Source organism: Burkholderia sp. Tr-20390 (genome assembly GCF_017104595.1).
In the GTDB taxonomy this organism is placed as follows: Bacteria; Pseudomonadota; Gammaproteobacteria; order Burkholderiales; family Burkholderiaceae; genus Burkholderia.
In genome coordinates this window covers 1-17,980 of sequence record NZ_JAAGPC010000027.1, presented here as the reverse complement: position 1 = coordinate 17,980, position 17,980 = coordinate 1, and the positions used below count along the sequence as shown (strand labels likewise).

Here is a 17,980-nt window from a genome sequence, read left to right as displayed (position 1 = left end):
ATGACCCGGACAGGGCAAGGAAACACACGATGAAAATTGCGCTGCTGAAGAAGCTGCTGGTTGCCGGCCTGATCGGCACGTCGTTCGCCGCTGCCACCGCGCATGCGGCCGACCTCCTCGACCAGGTGAAACAACGCGGCACGCTGCGAGTCGGCCTCGAAGGCACGTTCCCGCCGTTCAACTCGAAGAACCCGCAAGGCGAACTCGTCGGCTTCGACGTCGACATCGCGAAGGCCGTGGCCGCGAAGCTCGGCGTGAAGGCCGAATTCGTGACGACCGAATGGAGCGGCATCATCGCGGGCCTGCAGGCCGGCAAGTTCGACGTGATCGCCAACCAGGTCGGCATCACCGACAAGCGCAAGGAAACGCTCGACTTCTCGCCGGCGTACACGTACTCGTCCGCGCAGCTGATCCAGCGCAAGGACGACACGCGTGACTTCAAGTCGCTGGAAGACCTGAAGGGCAAGAAGCTCGGCGTCGCGCTCGGCACGAACTACATGGACATGGCGAAGTCGGTGCCGGGCATCGACGTGAAGACGTACCCGGGCGCGCCCGAGTACCTGCGCGATCTCGCGGCCGGCCGTCTCGACGCGGCGCTCAACGACCGCCTGATGCTCGCGTACCTGACGAAGAACTCGCAACTGCCGCTGCGCCCGGGCGCGAACGTCGGTTCGGCGAACCCGTCGGGCATCCCGTTCAAGAAGGGCAACCCGAAGTTCCAGAAGGCGATCGACGACGCGATGGCGCAACTCGAGGCCGACGGCACCTTCACGAAGATCTCGGACAAGTGGTTCGGCATCGACGTGACGAAGCCGATCAAGTAAGCACGCCTGCATTTCCCGCCTGACGGCGGGCCGGAAAGGGCGGCATCCGTGACGATGCCGCCCTTTGTTTTATTCGTCCGGTTTATGATTGCGCTTTCGCGCACGCATTCGATTCGTATTCCATGTCGACAACGTCCCTGCTCGTCCAATCGCTGCCGGTGCTCGCCCAAGGCGCCGTTCTGACCGTCAAGTTCGCCGTGCTGTCGATGGTGTTCGGCCTGCTTGGCGCCGTCGTGCTAGCGATGATGGGCATCCGGCAAAGCGAAGCGCTCGACGGCTTCGAACGCATCTGGGTCAACGCGCTCGCGTGGCTGGCACGCGCATACGTGAGCCTGATGCGCGGCACGCCGCTGCTCGTGCAGATCTTCGTCATCTATTACGGGCTGCCGAGCCTCGGCATCTCGCTCGACCCGACGCCCGCCGGCGTCATCGCGCTGTCCGCGAACGTCGCGGCCTACATGTCGGAAAGCATGCGCGGCGCGATCAACGGGATCGCACGCGGTCAATGGCTGGCCGCGTACAGCCTCGGGCTGTCGTGGGGGCAGACGCTGCGCTACGTGATCGGCCCGCAGGCGCTGCGCATCGCGGTGCCGAGCCTGTCGAACAGCCTGATCAGCCTGATCAAGGACACGTCGCTCGTGTCCGTGATCACCGTGACCGAACTGCTGCGCAGCGCGCAGGAAGTGATCGCCGCGACCTATCAGCCGCTGCCGCTCTATCTCGCCGCCGCCGCGGTGTACTGGATCCTGTGCCAGATCCTCGAATGGGTGCAGCGCTGGTACGAAAAGCGCCTGTCGCTGCCGTCGCGGCACTGAGCGCACGCCGTGCCCGGCTCCCGCCTCCCCGCTTACTCGCCCGAATAACGCACGCCGAGCGCCGCTCGCGCGGCATCGGTCATCGCGATCATCTGCCGCGAATGGTCGTGCGTCATGATCGGGCTTTCGGTCTGGCCCGCGCGCAGCAAGTCGCAGAAATGCGCGGTCTCGTAGTTCAGCCCGCCGCCGTCGACCGGCGCATCGAGTTCGACGGTGCGCCCGTCCGCATAACGAATCGTCGCACGCGCGGGGTTCCACCATTTCTCGTGAATCGTCACGTGGCCGCCGGCCGCGGCGATCAGCGCGTCGCCGCGCCCCATCACGTCGAGCCCGCAAAAGAGCTGCGCGATCCCGCCGTTCGCATGCACGCTGTTCAGGCTCGCGAACAGATCGACACCCGTTGCGCCGACGCGGCCGAGCGTCTGCACGTCGCGCGCCGCGCCGAGCCAGTCCACCGCGAGAAACGCCTCGTAGATCCCGATATCGAGCAGTGCGCCGCCCGCGCGATCGAGACGATAGACGGCATGGTCGTCCGGCACCGATGATGATGCGCACCCTGCCCGCACGAGCCGGATCTCGCCGATCGGGTCGTCATGCAGATGCGCGCGCAACTGACGGTACAGCGGGAAGAACGGCGGCTTCATCGCCTCCATGAAAAGCCGCCCGGCGTCGCGTGCCGCACGCAGCACGGTGTCGAGCTGCGCCGCGTTCAGCGTCGCGGGTTTTTCGCACAGCACGGCCTTGCCGGCAGCAAGCGCGGCCAGCGTGTACTGCGCGTGACTGTCATGGAGCGTCGCGATGTAGACCGCGTCGATATCGCTCGCGAGGAGTGCTTCGAGGCTTGCAGCAGGCGTACCGCCGTACGCTTCGCAAAAGTCTGCCGCGGCATCGGCGCGGCGGGCCCAGGCACCGGCGAGCGTGGCGCCCGGCACGTGCGCGAGGCTTTGCGCGAAACGGCGCGCGATGCTGCCTGCGCCAATGATGCCGAAGCGCACCGTGCGATGGTCGTTGTCGTTCATCCTGATCTTCCGTGTCGGTCGTATGACGGTGGCCGGCACGCTGCCGGCCGGCCGTCATGATAAACGGCCCGCGGCACACGGATGAGCGATTCGCGCAGCGTCAGGCGCGCATGGGCACGTCGACGGAGAAATCGCGCGAGATCTCGTCGGCGCTGAAATCGATCAGCGCGAGCGAAGCGGCTTCGGCTTCGCGCGGGTCGCGCCGCTCGATCGCGTCGACCACACGTGCATGCGCCTTCACGACGACGTCGTGTGCACCTTCCTTCTGCACGACACGCGGATTCACGAGACGCACCGCACCGCGCACGATCGCCGCCATCTGCTGGAAGAACTGGTTGCCGCTCGCCTGCACGATCCGCGTGTGCAGCAACTCGTCCGCCGTGTCGTAGCCGGAGTCGCCCGGCTGCAGCACCTTGAACGCATCGAACGCTTCGCGGATGCTCGCGATGTCGGCAGCCGTCGCACGCACCGCCGCCTGCGCGGTCGCGCGCGGTTCGATCAGCATCCGGAATTCGATGACGTCGCGCATGAACTGCGGATCGGGTTTCGCCCGGAATCGCCAGCTCACCACGTCTTCGTCGATCATCCGCCAGTCGCGCATCGGCCGCACGCGCGTGCCGACTTTCGGACGCACGTCCAGCATGTCGCGCGCAAGCAACATCGACAGCGCTTCCCGCATCACGGTGCGACTCACATCGAACTCTTTCGACAGCACGTCCTGCGGCGGCAAGATGCCGCCGTACTTGTCCTCGACGATACCCGAGACAAGCCCATCCATCACTTTCGCGACCAGTGACCGGTCTTTGCCCTGCTCCATGACACCTCCCCGTGCGTCGATTTGCGAACACCTGCTCCGCAGTTCCGCCGGCCCTGGTTACGACTGTTCTTATGATCTATAAGTTGATGAGTTCGAGGATATTTCGCTATCTGGTAAACACCTGACAGGGTTATCCCTCTTTTTGACCGGGTGATTTATACGGCTAAAAATAAGGCCCGGGAAGCGCATTGCGCCTACCGGGCCCCGATTTCCACAAGATTTAAACATTCAGTCCATTACGACGCGACACACCATTACGGACTGCTTGCCATATCTTTCAATTAGCCGAATAAACGATCGTTTCAACGCCGTTTTCCGTGCCGAGCAAGCACAGATTCGCACCGCGCTCGGCGAACAGGCCGACCGTCACGACGCCCGGCCATCCGTTCACCTGCGCTTCGAAACCACGCGGATCGGCGATCTGCAGCCCCTTCACGTCGATGATCTCGTTGCCGTTGTCGGTGATATACGGCGCACCGTCCTTCGTCACGCGCAGCACCGGCACGCCGCCGAGCGCGGTCACGCGCCGGCCGATCGCCGTGCGCGCCATCGGCACGACTTCGATCGGCAGCGGGAACGCACCCAGCACCGGCACGCGCTTGCTGGCGTCCGCGATGCAGACGAACGTATCGGCCACCGATGCGACGATCTTCTCGCGCGTCAGCGCGCCGCCGCCGCCCTTGATCATCGCGCCGCTCGCGTCGATCTCGTCGGCGCCGTCGACGTACACCTGCAGCGAGTCGACCTCGTTCAGGTCGAACACCTTGATGCCGTGCGACTTCAGGCGCTCGGTCGTGGCAACGGAGCTCGACACGGCGCCGCGATAGCGCGCCTTGACGACGGCGAGCGCGTCGATGAAGCAGTTGGCGGTCGAGCCGGTGCCGACGCCGATCACGGCACCTTCCGGCACGTTCTGGATCACGTAATCAGCGGCGGCCTGGCCGACGAGGCGTTTGAGTTCGTCTTGAGTCATGGAATGGTGATGCTGCGGGATTGCGGAAAACCGCCAGTTTACCGGACTCGGATGACGGCCCGGGTTTTTCGGCGTGCCGGGCGCGGCGGATTCAGGGTGCGCCCGCCGCGGGCGCGTTGTCCGCCGGTTGCGTGCCGGGAAAGTACTTGTCGAGCAACGCCTGCGCGATCGCGTCGGTTTCGGCGTCCGGGTTGCCTGCATAGTCGGACGGCCTGAAATGCATCTGGAACGCCGCGAACACGCGTCGCGTGCGTGCGTCGAGCACGCCATCGGTGGCCACGTCGTAACCGTAGCGCGCGAGCTTGAGCTGCAGTTCGCGCACGTCGACCGGCGCATGCGGATCGCGACCGCCGAGCCGCGCGGCCACGGCCGCATCGTCCGGCCACGCGCCGACGCCGGCCAAGGCCAGTGCGTGCCAAGGAAACAGCGGCCCCGGATCGATCTTGCGTTGCGGCGCGATGTCGCTGTGCCCGACCACGCGCGTCGGCGGAATCCCGTAGCGCGCGACGATGTCCTTCGACAGCCGGGTCAGCGCCGCGACCTGTTCGGGCGGATAAGGCTGCCAGGTGCGGTTTTGCGGATCGAGCGGCCCGCGGTTCACGTTCTCGATGCCGATCGACACCGCGTTCAGCTCGGTCGTGCCCTGCCACTCGCTGACGCCCGCGTGCCATGCGCGCTCCGATTCCGGAACGAGCTGGAAGACGACCGGCATCCCGCGCTCGAGGCGTGGCTGCGGCGGGATGACGTAATGCACGCTGACCGAATCGCCCGTCAGCGTGCGCAGCGATTTCGCCTCGTCGCTTTCGGTGTAATGCATCACGAGAAAGCGGATCCGCGCATCGGCGCCGCGCGCGTGCAGGCTCGTGTCGGCGTAGTAGGTACCGCGTTCGACGAGCGACGGCGACGTGCAGGCAGCCAGCAGGCACAGCACGGTGCAGGATGCGCCAGCGCGAAACAGGGTCATCGGTCGCGAGCTCCGGAGAGCCGCGTGCCACATCGGATCGCGGCACGCGTCGTTCGGGTCATTCGAGGCCCGCGCAGGGCGCGCGGGACGGGCTGCGTCAGCCCTTCACGCGCCGCTGGCGCACGGCTTCGTACAGGCACACGCCGCTTGCGACCGATACGTTCAGGCTTTCCACGCTGCCGGCCATCGGAATGCTCATCACTTCGTCGCAGGTGTCGCGCGTCAGCCGGCGCATGCCTTCGCCTTCCGCGCCCATCACGAGCGCGACGGGGCCGTCGAGCTTGGTTTCGTAGAGCGTCGCCGATGCCTCGTCCGACGTGCCGATGATCCACACGCCGGCGTCCTTCAGCTCGCGCAGCGCACGGGCGAGGTTCGTCACCGTGATGTACGGCACCGTATCCGCCGCGCCGCTCGCCACCTTGGCCGCGGTGGCGTTCAGGCCGACCGCGCGGTCGCGCGGCGCGATCACCGCATGCGCGCCGGCCGAATCGGCGACACGCAGGCACGCGCCGAGGTTGTGCGGATCGGTGACGCCGTCGAGCACCAGCAGCAGCGCCGGGCCCTGGATGCCGTCGAGCAGCTCGGACAGGTTCTGCGCGAGCGGGATGTCCTCGACACGCGCGACGACACCCTGGTGACGCTCGGTATGCGCGAGGCCCCACAGGCGCGTTTCGTCGGCTGCAATCAACCGCACGCCCGCTTCCTTCGCGGTGTGCAGGAAGTCCTGCATGCGGCGGTCGCGGCGCGTCTGGTCGTACAGCACCTCCGCAACCGTCGATGCATCGTGCCGCAAACGTGCGGTCACCGCATGAAAACCGTAAAGAACCTTCAGACGTGACATGACTGGAACAACCTTCGATCAAACGTGCGGCCGCGCGACGCGCGCAGCCGCGATCCATGGAAAAGGAAAGCGCCGCGTTGCCGGCTGATGACCGGTCACGCGGCGTCTCTCGATACTGCAGGGCGGGCGCTGGCGCCGCCCCGAACGCTCAATACTTCTTGCGGGCGCGTGTCTTCTTCGCGGTCGGCTTCGCCGCCGCACCGCCACCGCTGCTACCCTTCTTGCGCGCGGCGCGCGCTTCATTCACCGCAACGCTCGGCGCACTCGCGGCCTTCTTGCGGCGCGGCACGGGATCCTCCACCTGCGGCAGCGTGCGTACGCGCGGGCCATTACCGCGGTCGACACCGCCGCCAGCGGAAGCCGGCGCGGGCGACGGACGCGGCGCCTTCACCGGCGTATCGCGCACGAGGCGGAAGTCGATCTTGCGGGCATCGAGATCGACGCGGCTCACCTGCACGCGCACGCGATCCGACAGGCGATAGCGGATGCCCGTGCGTTCACCGCGCAGCTCGTTCTTGATCTCGTCGTACTGGAAGTAGTCCGAGCCGAGTTCCGTGACGTGCACGAGCCCTTCGATGAACAGCGTGTCGAGCTGCACGAAGATGCCGAACGACGTGACGCCGTTCACCATCCCGCCGTACTCCTCGCCGAGCTTGTCGCGCATGAAGTAGCACTTGAGCCAGGCCTCGACGTCGCGTGATGCTTCATCCGCGCGGCGCTCGTTCGCCGAGCAGTGCAGGCCGAGTTCTTCCCAGATCGCCGTGTTCGAACGCGAGCGGCCGCGCGATTCGTCGTCGGCCTGCTGCATCGCGCGGGCGCGCGGCGACAGCGCGGTGTTCAGCTCGAAACCGTCCGGCGCCTTCGGCACGTATTTCTTGCCCGACAGGATCGCGTAGATCGCGCGGTGCGTGAGCAAGTCCGGATAACGGCGGATCGGGCTCGTGAAGTGCGCGTACGCCTCGTAGGCCAGGCCGAAGTGACCGATGTTGTCCGGACTGTAGACGGCCTGCTGCATCGAGCGCAGCAGCATCGGCTGCAGCATTTGCGCATCGGGCCGGTCGCGGATCTGCGCCATCAGCGCCGCGTAGTCGCTCGCATGCGGCTTGTCGCCGCCGCCGAGCGACAGGCCCATGCCGCGCAGGAACGCACGCAGGTTCTCGAGCTTCTCCGGCGTCGGCCCCGCGTGCACGCGGTACAGGCCCGGATGCTTGTTGCGCTTCAGGAAATCGGCCGCGCAGACGTTCGCGGCCAGCATGCATTCCTCGATCAGCTTGTGCGCATCGTTACGCTGGCGCGGCACGATCTGTTCGATCTTGCCCTGCGAGTTGCAGACGATGTAGGTCTCGGTCGTGTCGAAGTCGATCGCGCCACGCTTCTGTCGCGCGGCGAACAGCGACTTGTAGACGCCGTACAGGTCCTGCAGGTGCGGCAGAAGATCCGCGCGGCGCGCAGCCTCCGGCCCCTTCGTGTTCGACAGCACGGCGGCGACTTCGGTGTACGTCAGGCGCGCCGCCGAATGGATGACGGCCGGATAGAACTGGTACGCCTTGATCTCGCCGCGCGCGGTGATCACCATGTCGCACGCGAGCACGCAACGGTCGACCTGCGGATTCAGCGAGCACAGGCCGTTCGACAGCTTCTCCGGCAGCATTGGAATCACGCGGCGCGGGAAGTAGACCGACGTGCTGCGCTCGAGCGCGTCGGCATCGAGCCCGCTGCCCGGCTGTACGTAGTGCGACACGTCGGCGATCGCGACGATCAGGCGGTAGCCGTCGCCGCGGCCGACCTTGACCGGCTCGCAGTAGACGGCGTCGTCGAAGTCGCGGGCGTCCTCGCCGTCGATCGTCACGAGCGGCACGTCGCGCAGGTCGACGCGGAAACGCAGGTCGGTCGGCCGCACCTTGTCGGGCAGCGCGGCGGCTTCGTCGAGCGCCGGCTGGCTGAATTCATGCGGCACGCCGTACTTGCGCACCGCGATTTCGATTTCCATGCCCGGATCGTCGATGTCGCCGAGCACCTCGACGACACGGCCGAGCGGCTGCGAATGGCGGCTCGGGAAATCGGTCAGCTCGACGACGACGACCTGCCCGACCTTCGCCTTCTTCACGTTCTGCGTGATCAGGATGTCGTGGCCGATCCGCTTGTCTTCCGGTGCGACGATCAGCGCGCCGTTCTCGTTGAGCAGGCGGCCGATCACGCGCTTGTTCGCGCGCTCGGTGACTTCGACGACATGCCCTTCCGGACGGCCGCGGCGATCGTAGCCGACGATCCGCGCGAGCACGCGATCGTTGTGCATCACCTTCTGCATTTCGCCGTTCGGCAAGAACAGGTCGTCCTGGCCGTCGTCGCGGATCACGAACCCGTAGCCGTCGCGATGCCCCTGCACGCGCCCGGCGACGAAGTTCGACGGATGGGTCAACTGGTAGTGGCCGCGCTTGTCGAGGCGGATCTGGCCGTCGCGTTCCATCGCGGCGACACGCCGGAAGAACCCCTCGCGCTCCTGACGCTTGATCGACAGTGCTTCCGCGATGTCGTTGGCGGCCAGCGGCGCGTCGCTCGTACGCAGCACGCCGAGAATTTCTTCACGGCTCGGAATGGGGTACGGATATTTGCTCAAGGGTTTGTCGATGGTTGTTCTCGTTGCGTTGATTGATGGTGCACGGCATCAACATAGAGGTGTCCGTCAGACAGTTCTATATTGACGGCGGCGGGTCATTCTATCACCCGCCTGTGTCGCCAAATGACCGGAATGCCGCCAGCAGGCATGGTGGAGCCCGGTTTGCGATGCATCGCAAAAAAGTGTTGACACGAATAATTGGGGCGCTATAATTTCGCTTCTTTGCAGCAAGCAGCTACTGCAAAACGTGCCCAGGTGGCGGAATTGGTAGACGCACTAGGTTCAGGTCCTAGCGGTGGCAACATCGTGGAGGTTCGAGTCCTCTCCTGGGCACCATCTGTTTTTGAAAAGGTCGGCTTCTAGCCGGCCTTTTTTCATTTCAAGCCCAGGGAACCCTGCGCCCGGATCGGGCATGTGCAACCGAGCCCTCTCCCCGACTGCCTCTGCATTCAAAAAAGCCGGCATCGTGCCGGCCACCTTCCCTTCGTTTCCGAGCCTTGGGCGCCCATCGCAGCCCGCCCGGAATCGTCGCGAATCAGCACCAAAGTGGTGCGCGTGTGGCGGATCGAAATCCGCCTTGCGCCTTGCGCCTTGCCACCATCAGAGCATGCGCTTCAGCACGTCGTTCTTCGACACGAAATGATGCTTGAGTGCCGCCCCCGCGTGTACCACCACCACGAATGCCAGCGTATAGCAGCCGAACTTGTGAAGTTCGAACCAGTGCTCGGTCACCGGCCCCGCGCTATACGGCGTCTTCACGTAAAGCAGGCCAAACAGCCAGTAACCGTCCGGCACCATCACGAACCCGCTGAACAGCACGAAGGCGACCAGCGCGTAAATCAGCGAGTGCACCAGGTGCGCGATCGATTGCTGCTGACGCGGAATCGACGCGACGTCAGGCGGCGTGCGGCGGAAGAACGACCACACGTAGCGCAGCGGAAACAGCACGATCAGACAGCTCGCGAGCGACATGTTCAGGGTCGACACGAAACGCCAGAGATCCGGCTGCGTGATGAAGTGCAGCGAAATTCCGGCCACCATCGTGTACAGGATCACGGCTGCGAAAATCCAGTGCAGCGCGCGGGAAAAGCGGTCGTATCGACCGCTGGATAATGTTTCGTTCTGCAAATCTGTTTGGGAAGCCACCTGCATGATTCATCCTTTATCGGTTGCGAAGACATGGTTGCCATGGATATGTGGATGAAATTATCGAGGCGGAAACCCGTGTTGATAACCATTCTCAAGGATTTCAAAATACCCGGCGCAGCGTCAGCGCATCTCGATCAGGAACGTCATCACGCCGTCACCCGACCCCGCCTTCACGCGCTCGCCGTACTGGTAGTACTGGGCGGTATACGGCAACGTGGTTGCCCCGACCGTCGCGTCGCCGAGGCTGTGCCAGGTATTCAACGCGACCGGCGCGTCGTTCTGCAGCACGCGAATGCCGACGCCCTGCGCGGCGTCATCGCCGAGCAGCTTCAGCACGTCGGTCGTGCCCGGCACCGTCTCGCCGAGCAGCTGGATCGACAGCGGTGTCGGCCGTGCCTCGCCGAACGGGCTGCAGGTCAGGTCGATCGCGAATTCGCGTGACGCCTGGGTCGAGCCCGGACCGTCGAAGGCCGACGCGGGCACGGCACCGAGCGGTACGACGAGATGCTTCGAGGCCGTATTGACGGTGCACGCGACGCCCCGCACGTAACTGCTCGTAATGTGCTTGCGCACCACGTAATGGCCCGGATCGCCGCTCACGGGCGACGCCTCGACGACAAACGCCTGGCCCAGCAGGAAGCCGGGCGTCACCGGCCCGATCTTGACGAGCTCCATGTCGATCACGAACTCGCGCGCCGAGCCGTCCCCCGGATGCGTCCCGAGCACGCCTTCCGTCTTGCTGCCGAGATCCTCGCCGTCGCGCACCATCCGCAGCGCAAGGCCGGGGAGATTGGTTGCCCACAGGTTCATCCCCGGCGCGGGGCCGAACTCGCTCGAGTAGTTCAAGGTCCGCGCCAGCGGCTCGCCCTGGCCGTTCGGCGCACAGGCGAGGGTCAGCGTGAACCGGACCGACCGGACGACGCCGCCGACCTCGACGCCGTCGGCCGCGATCGAACCGAACTCGATCGGATTGAAATCTTCGGGGAGGCTCAGGCACGCGGCAAACGCGGGCGCCGTGCAGAGCGTCAGCGCGACGAATGCCGCCCAGCGGCGCAGGCATGCGGCAAATCGGGATATCGTGGGTTTCATGAACGGGGTGACGTGGGTGAAGAAGCGTCGGCCCGCAGCGCCGGATGCGTGCGCGAGCAGACGACCTCGAGTTCGGGGAAATTGCTGTGCGGCGTCGACTCGCCCATGTTGTACGACAGCGCGCAGCGCTCGTCCGGGCGCGCGCCCCATCGCACGAACAGGTCGCCGGCCCGGCCGACGCCGGTGACGAAGCCCTGCCCGTTCGGGCCGACCATGCCGACCTCCTTGCCGGCCGTCGTCAGCACGGCGGCACCGAACGGCACCGGCTGGCCCGCGTCGTCGGTCATGTCGAGCATCAGGCGGCCCGCCTCGACCTCGAACGGCGCCAGCACGACCGCGCCGTGCGTCGGCACGACGTGCACGATCGCGTTGCGGATCTCGAGCTGACGATCGAGTTCCGCCGTGCGCAACGCGATGCGGTTCTGCCGGTACGGCGTGACGCTCGGCACGACCGCATAGCCCGCGCGGTCGGTACGCACGCCGGCATGCGCGATCACGCCGACGTCGGCCGCACCCTCGCTGCGCACCAGAGCGACGGTTTCGCCGAGCGGCTGCGACAGCGTGACGCCGCCGCCGTGCACGACCATCCCGCCCGCCGCGCTGACCGAGGTCTGCGAGCCGCTGCGCGTCTGGTTGTGGGTGGCCCCGAACTGGCCGGCCGTCGCACGGTAGTTCAGGTTCACCGCACCGCCCAGGCCGTGTGCCGTGCGATCGGCGTCGACGCCATAGCTCAGGCGATCGTCGTCGAACAACGTGCCGAACACGCCCGCGCGCTGCTCGGTGCCCGCGGTACCGGCAATCAGCGTCGCACTGCCGTACGCATGCGGTGTCGTCGTGCGCCCGCCGCCGAACGGAATCGACAGGTTCAGCGACACCTGCCGGCTGCGCTCGCCGCGCGCGCGCTGCTCGGCGCTCAGGCTCACGTTGTAGGACACGCGCGACACGCTGCCCGAATAGCCGAGCTGGAGCAGCCGGTCCTCGCCCGCACCGTCGCGGTAGGCGCGCCGGCTCGCGCTGACGTACAGCGAGCCCGCGCGCCCCAGGCTCTGCGACACGCTCAGCTCACTGCGGCTGCGCTTGCCCGCACGGCCCGCCCATGTGTCGACCGACGTCGCGTAGCGCACCACGACGTCGGACAGGCTGCGATAGCCGCCCGAGTACTGGTGATGCGCGGCGCGCAGTTCCGTGCCGGTCGACGCGAACGCCTTCGCGTACATCGCGCGCACTGCGCTGCCCGCGCCCGCCTGCCCCGCCTGGTCCCGATAACGGGCGTGCGTCACGTCCACCGACAATGCACCGATCCGCGCCAGGTTGCGCGCGGCGCCGGCCGCCAGCGCCGCATACCCGTTCGCGAACGTCGCGCCGCCGTAGATCGTCGTCTCGCCAGGCAAGCCGTAAGCGGCGCTCGCCGACGTGAACCACTGCGATTGGGCGGAATCGGCACGCAAGCGCCCCGCGGCCGCGCGATACGACCAGGCATTCTGGCGCAGCAGGGTCGGAATGCTCGCCGACGGCTGGATGAAGCTGCGCTTCTGGCCATCCGCCTCGACGATCGTCACCTCAAGGTCCGCATGCGCCGCGATCGCGTACAGGTCGTCGATCTCGAACGGCCCCGGCGGCACGTAGCTGCTGTAGATCAGATAGCCGTTCTGGCGAATCTCGACCTTCGCATGGCTTTGCGCGATGCCGCGCACGACCGGCGCGTAGCCGCGCTGGCTGTCCGGTTGCATCGTGTCGTCGGACGCGAGCTGCACGCCGCGGAATGCCACGCTGTCGAACACGTTGTCGGACGTGAAGTTCTCGCCGAACGTGACGCGGCTGCGCCAGCCGGGAATGTCGCGCTCGAGATAGGTATTCATGAATTGCGTCTGCAGCCCCGACGCGTTGTGGTTCACCATCGCGCTGCTGCGCAGGCGCCACGCGCCGAGGTTCAGGCCCGCGCGCACGCTGCCGTACGCTTCCGTCGCGTGGCCCGACGGCCCGTCGTAACGCCGCTGTGCGGCGTTGAAGCGATAGTCGAAGCGCAGTGCATTGATGCCTTCGTCCCAGCGCGACGGATCGACCGAGCCGCGCGGCACGCGCTTCATCTTCGCCTGCGGGACCGTCAGCGCCAGCGTCTGGCGATCCGGATCCACCGTGACCGTTGCGTCCGGCATCGCATCGCGCGGATCGACGCACGCGAGCGTAGCGCCGGCGGCATCCGCGGCATCCACCTCGGCGACGCGCGGATAGGCCGCGAGGTTCACGCCGAACCCGTCGAGCTGCGCGGCGCCCAGGCAGGGCCGTACCGCATTGCCTTGCTCGTCGCGTGGATCGCGCTCGAAGCGGATGTCGTGCATGCCCGACGCTTCGCCATTGACCGACACCTCGACCGGGTGCACGCCGGGCAGCAGCACGTTCGCTTCGGCGAACACGTCGAGGTCCACGTCCGCCTGCGGGTTGCCGAACGCGAGGAACGCGGGATTGAATGCCGTATTCGCGTGCGCGTGCGCCCCCGCGGTCGGCAATCCGAACGCGAAGGTCGAAGCGAGCGCGAGCACGCATCGGCGCAGCGGGTCAAGGCATCGTGTCATGAATGGGGGAACGGCGCGCGCCGGATGAGCGCACGCCGCATGAAGTCAAAAAAATGGAAAGTCGAAAAAGCGGATCGCGGCACGGCCGCTGGCCGGCCCCGCGACCGCGTTGCGTCAAACGGCGCCGGTCGGCACCTTCATCGTGACGGACGGCGTCACCGCGCCGTAGTCGTTGATCGTGCTGAACCGCAGCGTGACGGGCTGCGTCGGCACCGCGTGGATGTAGCGCAGCTTGTAGGTCGTCGCCTGCAGCGGCGGCACCATCTCGAGATCGACGTCCTCGATCGTGCCGGCATCGATGCCGATCTTCGAGAACGTGACGTGATAAGGCGTCGGATTGTTCACCGTCAGCAGCACACCATCGCCCGACGGCGCGATGCGCCAGGTCAGCGCCGCCGGCGCATCGGCCGACGAGCCGGTCAGGCCTTGCGGCCGATAGAACGCCTTGATCCGCGTCTGGATCGCGATCTGCAGCACGTTGTCCTGCTTCGGCGTGGCTGGAATCTCCTTCACGTTCAGCCACATCAGCGACTCGCGATCGGACGGCAGCCCGTGCTTGACGGGCATCACGCGCAGCAGGTTTTCCTTGCCGGGATCGAGCCGCGACAGCGGCGGCGTGACGAAGAACGGTGCCTTCGCGCCGCCCTTCGTCGCCCCGCCGTCAATCCAGGCCTGCACGACGTAAGGCTGGCTGTCCGCATTCTTCACGGGCACGACGGCTTCGCGCCGGTCCTCCTGCAGGATCACGCGCGTCGCGCCCACCACCACGCCCGCCAGCGCGCCCTGGGTCATGCACAGCCCGAGCACGCAGGCCAGCGTACGTTGTCCGAATTGAATCGTCATCGGTCGATCCCGTCTGCTTAGCGGTAGTGCAGCGTGAACGACGCCGTGCCGTTCGCCTCGCCCGCCTCGGTCTGGTTCGACGTCGAGACGTAGTTCGCGGCGAAGTTCAGCACGTTGCTGCCCGGCGTCAGCTTGAGCGTGTCGGTCTCGGTGTTGATGCCGATCTGCTTGCCGCCTTCGTCCATCAACTGGATGCCGACGCCTTTCGCGTCGTCCTGCGCGCCGGTGCCGATCGCGAGCAGCGTCGGATCGTCGCCGTTCGACGTGCCCTCGAACTGCGCGCGCACGCCGCTCAGCTGGTCGTTGCACTCGCTCAGCGCGATCTGGAACGGCACGCGGCGACTTTCCTGGCCGGCGGTGGCGAGCTGGTCGATACCGATCGCGCCGAGCGGCACCTGAATATTGCTGTTGTCGATCTTGCAGGTCGTCGCGACGATCTTGCCGTGGAAGTTGATCGTGCCATCCGCGGCGAGTGCGGACGTCGAACCGAATGCGGCCAGGAGCGCGGCCAACAGGAGGGATTTCTGGGTCTTTTTCATCGAGTATCTGGGTAGAGAATTGAGGATTTCCGCTGCCGGTCCCTGACAGCGGAACAACGAACCCGTCGAGTTCGCAGGCATTATTCCGATCCGGCCATCGCCACCCAACAAACTTAAGAAAATTCTCAACGCATGCCGCCTGGACGGATGAATCACGATGCAATGCGACGCTGGCGACGACGCTTCCCAGCCATCACGTGCACACCTGTCGACGTAGCGGATAGCACCCGATCAATACGAAAGGAATCCTCACCATATGGCGAAAGATGCACCGTGCAGCGATATGGCCGTCGGCACGGATGGTGCGCGCAAACGCGCCCGAGGCCGGCACGACCGAGCGTACCGCTCGCGGCGGCGATGACGAACGACGGGGGAAACGGGATGTGACCGGAGCGCGAGACAGGCTGCCGTGCCTCGCGAAAGCCTCAGGATAGCCTCGCGCAGGCGCGTCGATTCAATGCCGAACGGCGGCTGAAGCGGCGTGCCGCGACAGCCTTGCCGGAACGGGAATACGGATGGGGACTGGAAGGATCGGCGATATCGATCCTGTCGTCAGCCGGCGCGCGTCGCCGCGGCCGGCCGATTGCTCAGGTCAACTCGAGCCGATACCCGTAGTTGTAGATCGTCGTGATCGCGAGCCCGTTCTTCGGCCGCAGCCCGAGGCTCGTACGCAACTTGCTGACGTAGGTGGCCAGCGTCGCGTCGTACTTCCGGTCCACCACGCCCCAGATACGCTTGATCATCATGTCCTTCGACACGATCCTCCCGACGCTCTCGAACAGCATCAGCGCGAGATCGAACTCGCGCTGCGACAGCTCGACCGGCACGCCATCGACGGTCGCGGCATGCGAGCTCGTGTCGAGCACGAACTTGCCGACCTCGACGACCTTCGCGCGCTGCGTCTCCGGATAGTACTTGCGCGCCTGCGCATTGACGCGCGCGACGAGTTCGCGCTCCCGCAACGGCTTGATCAGATAGTCGTCTGCGCCGGTGTTCAGACCGAACACGATGTCGTTCTCGCCGTCGTGCTGCGTCATCATGATGATCGGCAGCGTGTCGGCGAACGATTCGCGCGCCCAGCGCATCACCTCGATTCCCGACTTGCCGGGCACGTCCCAGTCGAGCAGCAGTACGTCGACGCGCTGCGTGCGCACCAGCTCGATGAAGCTGTCGCCGTCGTGACGCACCTCCGTGTCGTAACCGGCCTTGTTGAGCCAGCCGGCCACGACGCCCGCCTGCGTCACCATGTCTTCGAGTATTGCGACAATCATGTTCGATCCAGTCTCAAGATGCCGCCCCGCCCTCGGGCCCGTTCGCCACTCCGTCGGCCGGAGCGGGCGGCAAGTAAACAAAAGCCCATTCGCCATAGGCGTCGCTGTCGCCGAACGTATCGTACCGCGCAGGGAAGCCCTGGCGCTTCAGCGGCTGCCCCGGCGCCTCGCTGAACACGCCCATGATGCCGCCGTCCGGCGCCTTCACGAGCCCCCACTGCGTCGACCCGGTCAGCGGATCGGCGTACAGGCGCCGCAAGTGACGCTGCGTCGGCAGCGCGCGGCGGTCCTCGAGCAATACGTCGAGCGACTCCGGATAGCGGCTGCCTCCCGCCGCATTGTAGTAGCTTGCGATCGCCGCGCGATACTGGTCGCCGACAAACAGCAACTGCGCCTCGCGATCGCGCTGCTGCACCGTCTGCCAGATGCGCGCGGCCTGCGTCATGCCGAGCCCCAACGCCGCGACGAGCATCAGCACGCCGAGATACGCGATGCCGCGCTGCCCGCGCGGGCCGCGGCATCGGCCGCCACGCCGCCGGTTACCATGTCCCATATGCGCTCCCGTCGAGCGCACGCCCTTTCGCGCCGCTCTTCACGTCCGCGACGCCGCCCCGGTCGCCGGCCTGCGGTTGCCAGGAGCCGCGCTTGCCCGTGACCGGGTCGAGCGGGATCTCGCGCAGATAGCGCTTGTCGACCAGCACCTCGAGCGTGTCGGGATCGCGGCCGTGATCCGCCCGATAGTCGTCGATCGACTGGCGCAGCGTGTTCAGGTTGTGGCGCAGCACCGTTTCCTTCGCGCGATCGCTCTGCTTCAGGTAGCCGGGGGCGACGAACGCGGTGAGCGACGCGATGATCGCCATCACGACGAGCAGTTCGATCAGCGTGAAGCCCGCGGTGCGGCGTGCACGCTTACCACTGGTTGTACGGGACGCCATTGAGGCTCTCCTTGCGGTTGGTCGAGCGAATGTCGAACACGTCCTCGCCGGACGAGAACGCATCGGGGTCGCTCGCATAGCTGCGCGTTTCCCAGGTGTCCTCCGGCGCCTTGCCCTCGCATTCGCACATCGGATCGGCGGGGATCTTGCGCAGGAAGTACAGTCTCGCGCCGTCCGGCGATTTCTTGTCCTCGACGCCGTCGACGAGCGCGTGCAGGTCGGGCGGATAGCCGCTCGCGTCGACACTGCGCTCGATGCGCCCGTCATCGGCCGCCGCCTTGTACGCGTCGAGCGCCGAGCGGATCACCACCAGCGCACGGCGCAGTTCGGCCTCGTCCGAGCGGCGCTTGACCAGGTCGGTCAGCGGCAGCGCGACGGTCGCGAGCAACGCGAGCAGCGTCAACGCCACCAGCAGCTCGATCAGCGTGAAACCGCGCGCGCGCGCACGTCGACGGATGCTCATGCGAAGCCCCGTGCGCGCGACGGCAGCACCGGCGCGTCGGCATACCGCACCGGCGCCGGTTCGCGCTCGCCCGTCAAACGCGCGACGAGCGCCTGGAGCGAGCCGATCAGCGAGCGTACCGCGGCGGTGATGCGATGCTCACCGCGTGCCTGCGGCTCGGCGAGCGCCGCGCGCGGCGCAGCGGCATCGGCCACGGTCACCCGCGCAACGGCAGATCGGAAGCGCGTCTGGTGGGGAGAGCGGCTAAT

General features: G+C 66.5%; 18 protein-coding genes and 1 tRNA gene. 3 read left to right on the top strand and 16 right to left on the bottom strand.

From position 1 onward, the window contains the following. The first annotated feature begins 29 nt into the window (after positions 1–29). Positions 30–824, top strand: a complete 795-nt coding sequence (locus tag G3N98_RS10585) for a cystine ABC transporter substrate-binding protein (protein ID WP_039358847.1) — start codon at positions 30–32, stop codon at positions 822–824. Positions 825–946: 122 nt separating this feature from the next. Next, a complete protein-coding gene (locus G3N98_RS10580; RefSeq protein WP_006484207.1) occupies positions 947–1,639 on the top strand; it encodes an amino acid ABC transporter permease in 693 nt (230 codons plus the stop codon). 32 nt (positions 1,640–1,671) lie between these two features. On the opposite strand, the gene G3N98_RS10575 is transcribed toward G3N98_RS10580, so the two are convergent. From G3N98_RS10575 to rnr, 6 genes are all read right to left on the bottom strand, one after another. Beyond that, positions 1,672–2,658, bottom strand: coding sequence for a Gfo/Idh/MocA family oxidoreductase (locus tag G3N98_RS10575; protein WP_089431016.1), 987 nt, complete (start codon positions 2,656–2,658; stop codon positions 1,672–1,674). 100 nt (positions 2,659–2,758) lie between these two features. Then, on the bottom strand, positions 2,759–3,475 hold the full coding sequence (locus G3N98_RS10570) for an FCD domain-containing protein (protein ID WP_089425265.1): 717 nt from the start codon (positions 3,473–3,475) through the stop codon (positions 2,759–2,761). A 277-nt stretch (positions 3,476–3,752) separates the two neighbouring features. Continuing rightward, positions 3,753–4,448, bottom strand: a complete 696-nt coding sequence (rpiA, locus tag G3N98_RS10565; RefSeq protein ID WP_089472697.1) for a ribose-5-phosphate isomerase RpiA — start codon at positions 4,446–4,448, stop codon at positions 3,753–3,755. 91 nt (positions 4,449–4,539) lie between these two features. After that, positions 4,540–5,412 carry an N-acetylmuramoyl-L-alanine amidase gene (locus G3N98_RS10560; protein ID WP_206148139.1) on the bottom strand — a complete coding sequence of 291 codons (873 nt, stop codon included), beginning with the start codon at positions 5,410–5,412 and terminating at the stop codon, positions 4,540–4,542. 97 nt (positions 5,413–5,509) lie between these two features. Further along, positions 5,510–6,253 carry a 23S rRNA (guanosine(2251)-2'-O)-methyltransferase RlmB gene (gene rlmB, locus G3N98_RS10555; protein ID WP_039358863.1) on the bottom strand — a complete coding sequence of 248 codons (744 nt, stop codon included), beginning with the start codon at positions 6,251–6,253 and terminating at the stop codon, positions 5,510–5,512. A gap of 148 nt (positions 6,254–6,401) precedes the next feature. Beyond that, entirely contained in the window at positions 6,402–8,870 is a 2,469-nt protein-coding gene (gene rnr, locus G3N98_RS10550; protein WP_089472695.1) for a ribonuclease R, read from the bottom strand. Between the two features lie 249 nt (positions 8,871–9,119). On the opposite strand from rnr, the gene G3N98_RS10545 reads away from it, so the two are divergent. Next, a tRNA-Leu gene (locus G3N98_RS10545) sits at positions 9,120–9,206 on the top strand. Between the two features lie 264 nt (positions 9,207–9,470). Here the strand turns inward: G3N98_RS10545 and G3N98_RS10540 are convergent. The 10 genes from G3N98_RS10540 to G3N98_RS10495 all read right to left on the bottom strand — a co-directional run. Further along, positions 9,471–10,016: a cytochrome b/b6 domain-containing protein gene (locus G3N98_RS10540; RefSeq protein ID WP_254600243.1), complete on the bottom strand. Its 546-nt coding sequence runs from the start codon at positions 10,014–10,016 to the stop codon at positions 9,471–9,473. Positions 10,017–10,139: 123 nt separating this feature from the next. Further along, the gene (locus tag G3N98_RS10535) at positions 10,140–11,108 is read right to left on the bottom strand and encodes a fimbrial protein (RefSeq protein WP_206148138.1); all 969 of its coding nucleotides are present in this window, start codon (positions 11,106–11,108) and stop codon (positions 10,140–10,142) included. Continuing rightward, the gene (locus G3N98_RS10530) at positions 11,105–13,681 is read right to left on the bottom strand and encodes a fimbria/pilus outer membrane usher protein (protein WP_206148137.1); all 2,577 of its coding nucleotides are present in this window, start codon (positions 13,679–13,681) and stop codon (positions 11,105–11,107) included. The genes G3N98_RS10535 and G3N98_RS10530 overlap by 4 nt, the downstream gene beginning before the upstream one ends. A 114-nt stretch (positions 13,682–13,795) precedes the next feature. Then, complete coding sequence (locus G3N98_RS10525) at positions 13,796–14,524, bottom strand: molecular chaperone (RefSeq protein ID WP_206148136.1); 729 nt, start codon at positions 14,522–14,524, stop codon at positions 13,796–13,798. A gap of 17 nt (positions 14,525–14,541) precedes the next feature. Then, positions 14,542–15,063: a fimbrial protein gene (locus G3N98_RS10520; protein WP_206148135.1), complete on the bottom strand. Its 522-nt coding sequence runs from the start codon at positions 15,061–15,063 to the stop codon at positions 14,542–14,544. Positions 15,064–15,650: 587 nt separating this feature from the next. Beyond that, on the bottom strand, positions 15,651–16,334 hold the full coding sequence (locus tag G3N98_RS10515) for a response regulator transcription factor (protein WP_089425257.1): 684 nt from the start codon (positions 16,332–16,334) through the stop codon (positions 15,651–15,653). A 13-nt stretch (positions 16,335–16,347) separates the two neighbouring features. Beyond that, on the bottom strand, positions 16,348–16,887 hold the full coding sequence (locus G3N98_RS10510; protein ID WP_089472689.1) for a type II secretion system protein: 540 nt from the start codon (positions 16,885–16,887) through the stop codon (positions 16,348–16,350). Continuing rightward, the gene (locus G3N98_RS10505; protein WP_089425255.1) at positions 16,874–17,269 is read right to left on the bottom strand and encodes a prepilin-type N-terminal cleavage/methylation domain-containing protein; all 396 of its coding nucleotides are present in this window, start codon (positions 17,267–17,269) and stop codon (positions 16,874–16,876) included. The genes G3N98_RS10510 and G3N98_RS10505 overlap by 14 nt, the downstream gene beginning before the upstream one ends. Then, positions 17,244–17,732, bottom strand: coding sequence for a type II secretion system protein (locus G3N98_RS10500; RefSeq protein ID WP_089472688.1), 489 nt, complete (start codon positions 17,730–17,732; stop codon positions 17,244–17,246). Before G3N98_RS10500 ends, G3N98_RS10505 begins: the two co-directional genes overlap by 26 nt. Continuing rightward, a partial coding sequence (locus G3N98_RS10495) for a hypothetical protein (protein WP_206148134.1) occupies positions 17,729–17,980 on the bottom strand: 252 nt, incomplete at its 5' end. The genes G3N98_RS10500 and G3N98_RS10495, both read right to left, overlap by 4 nt.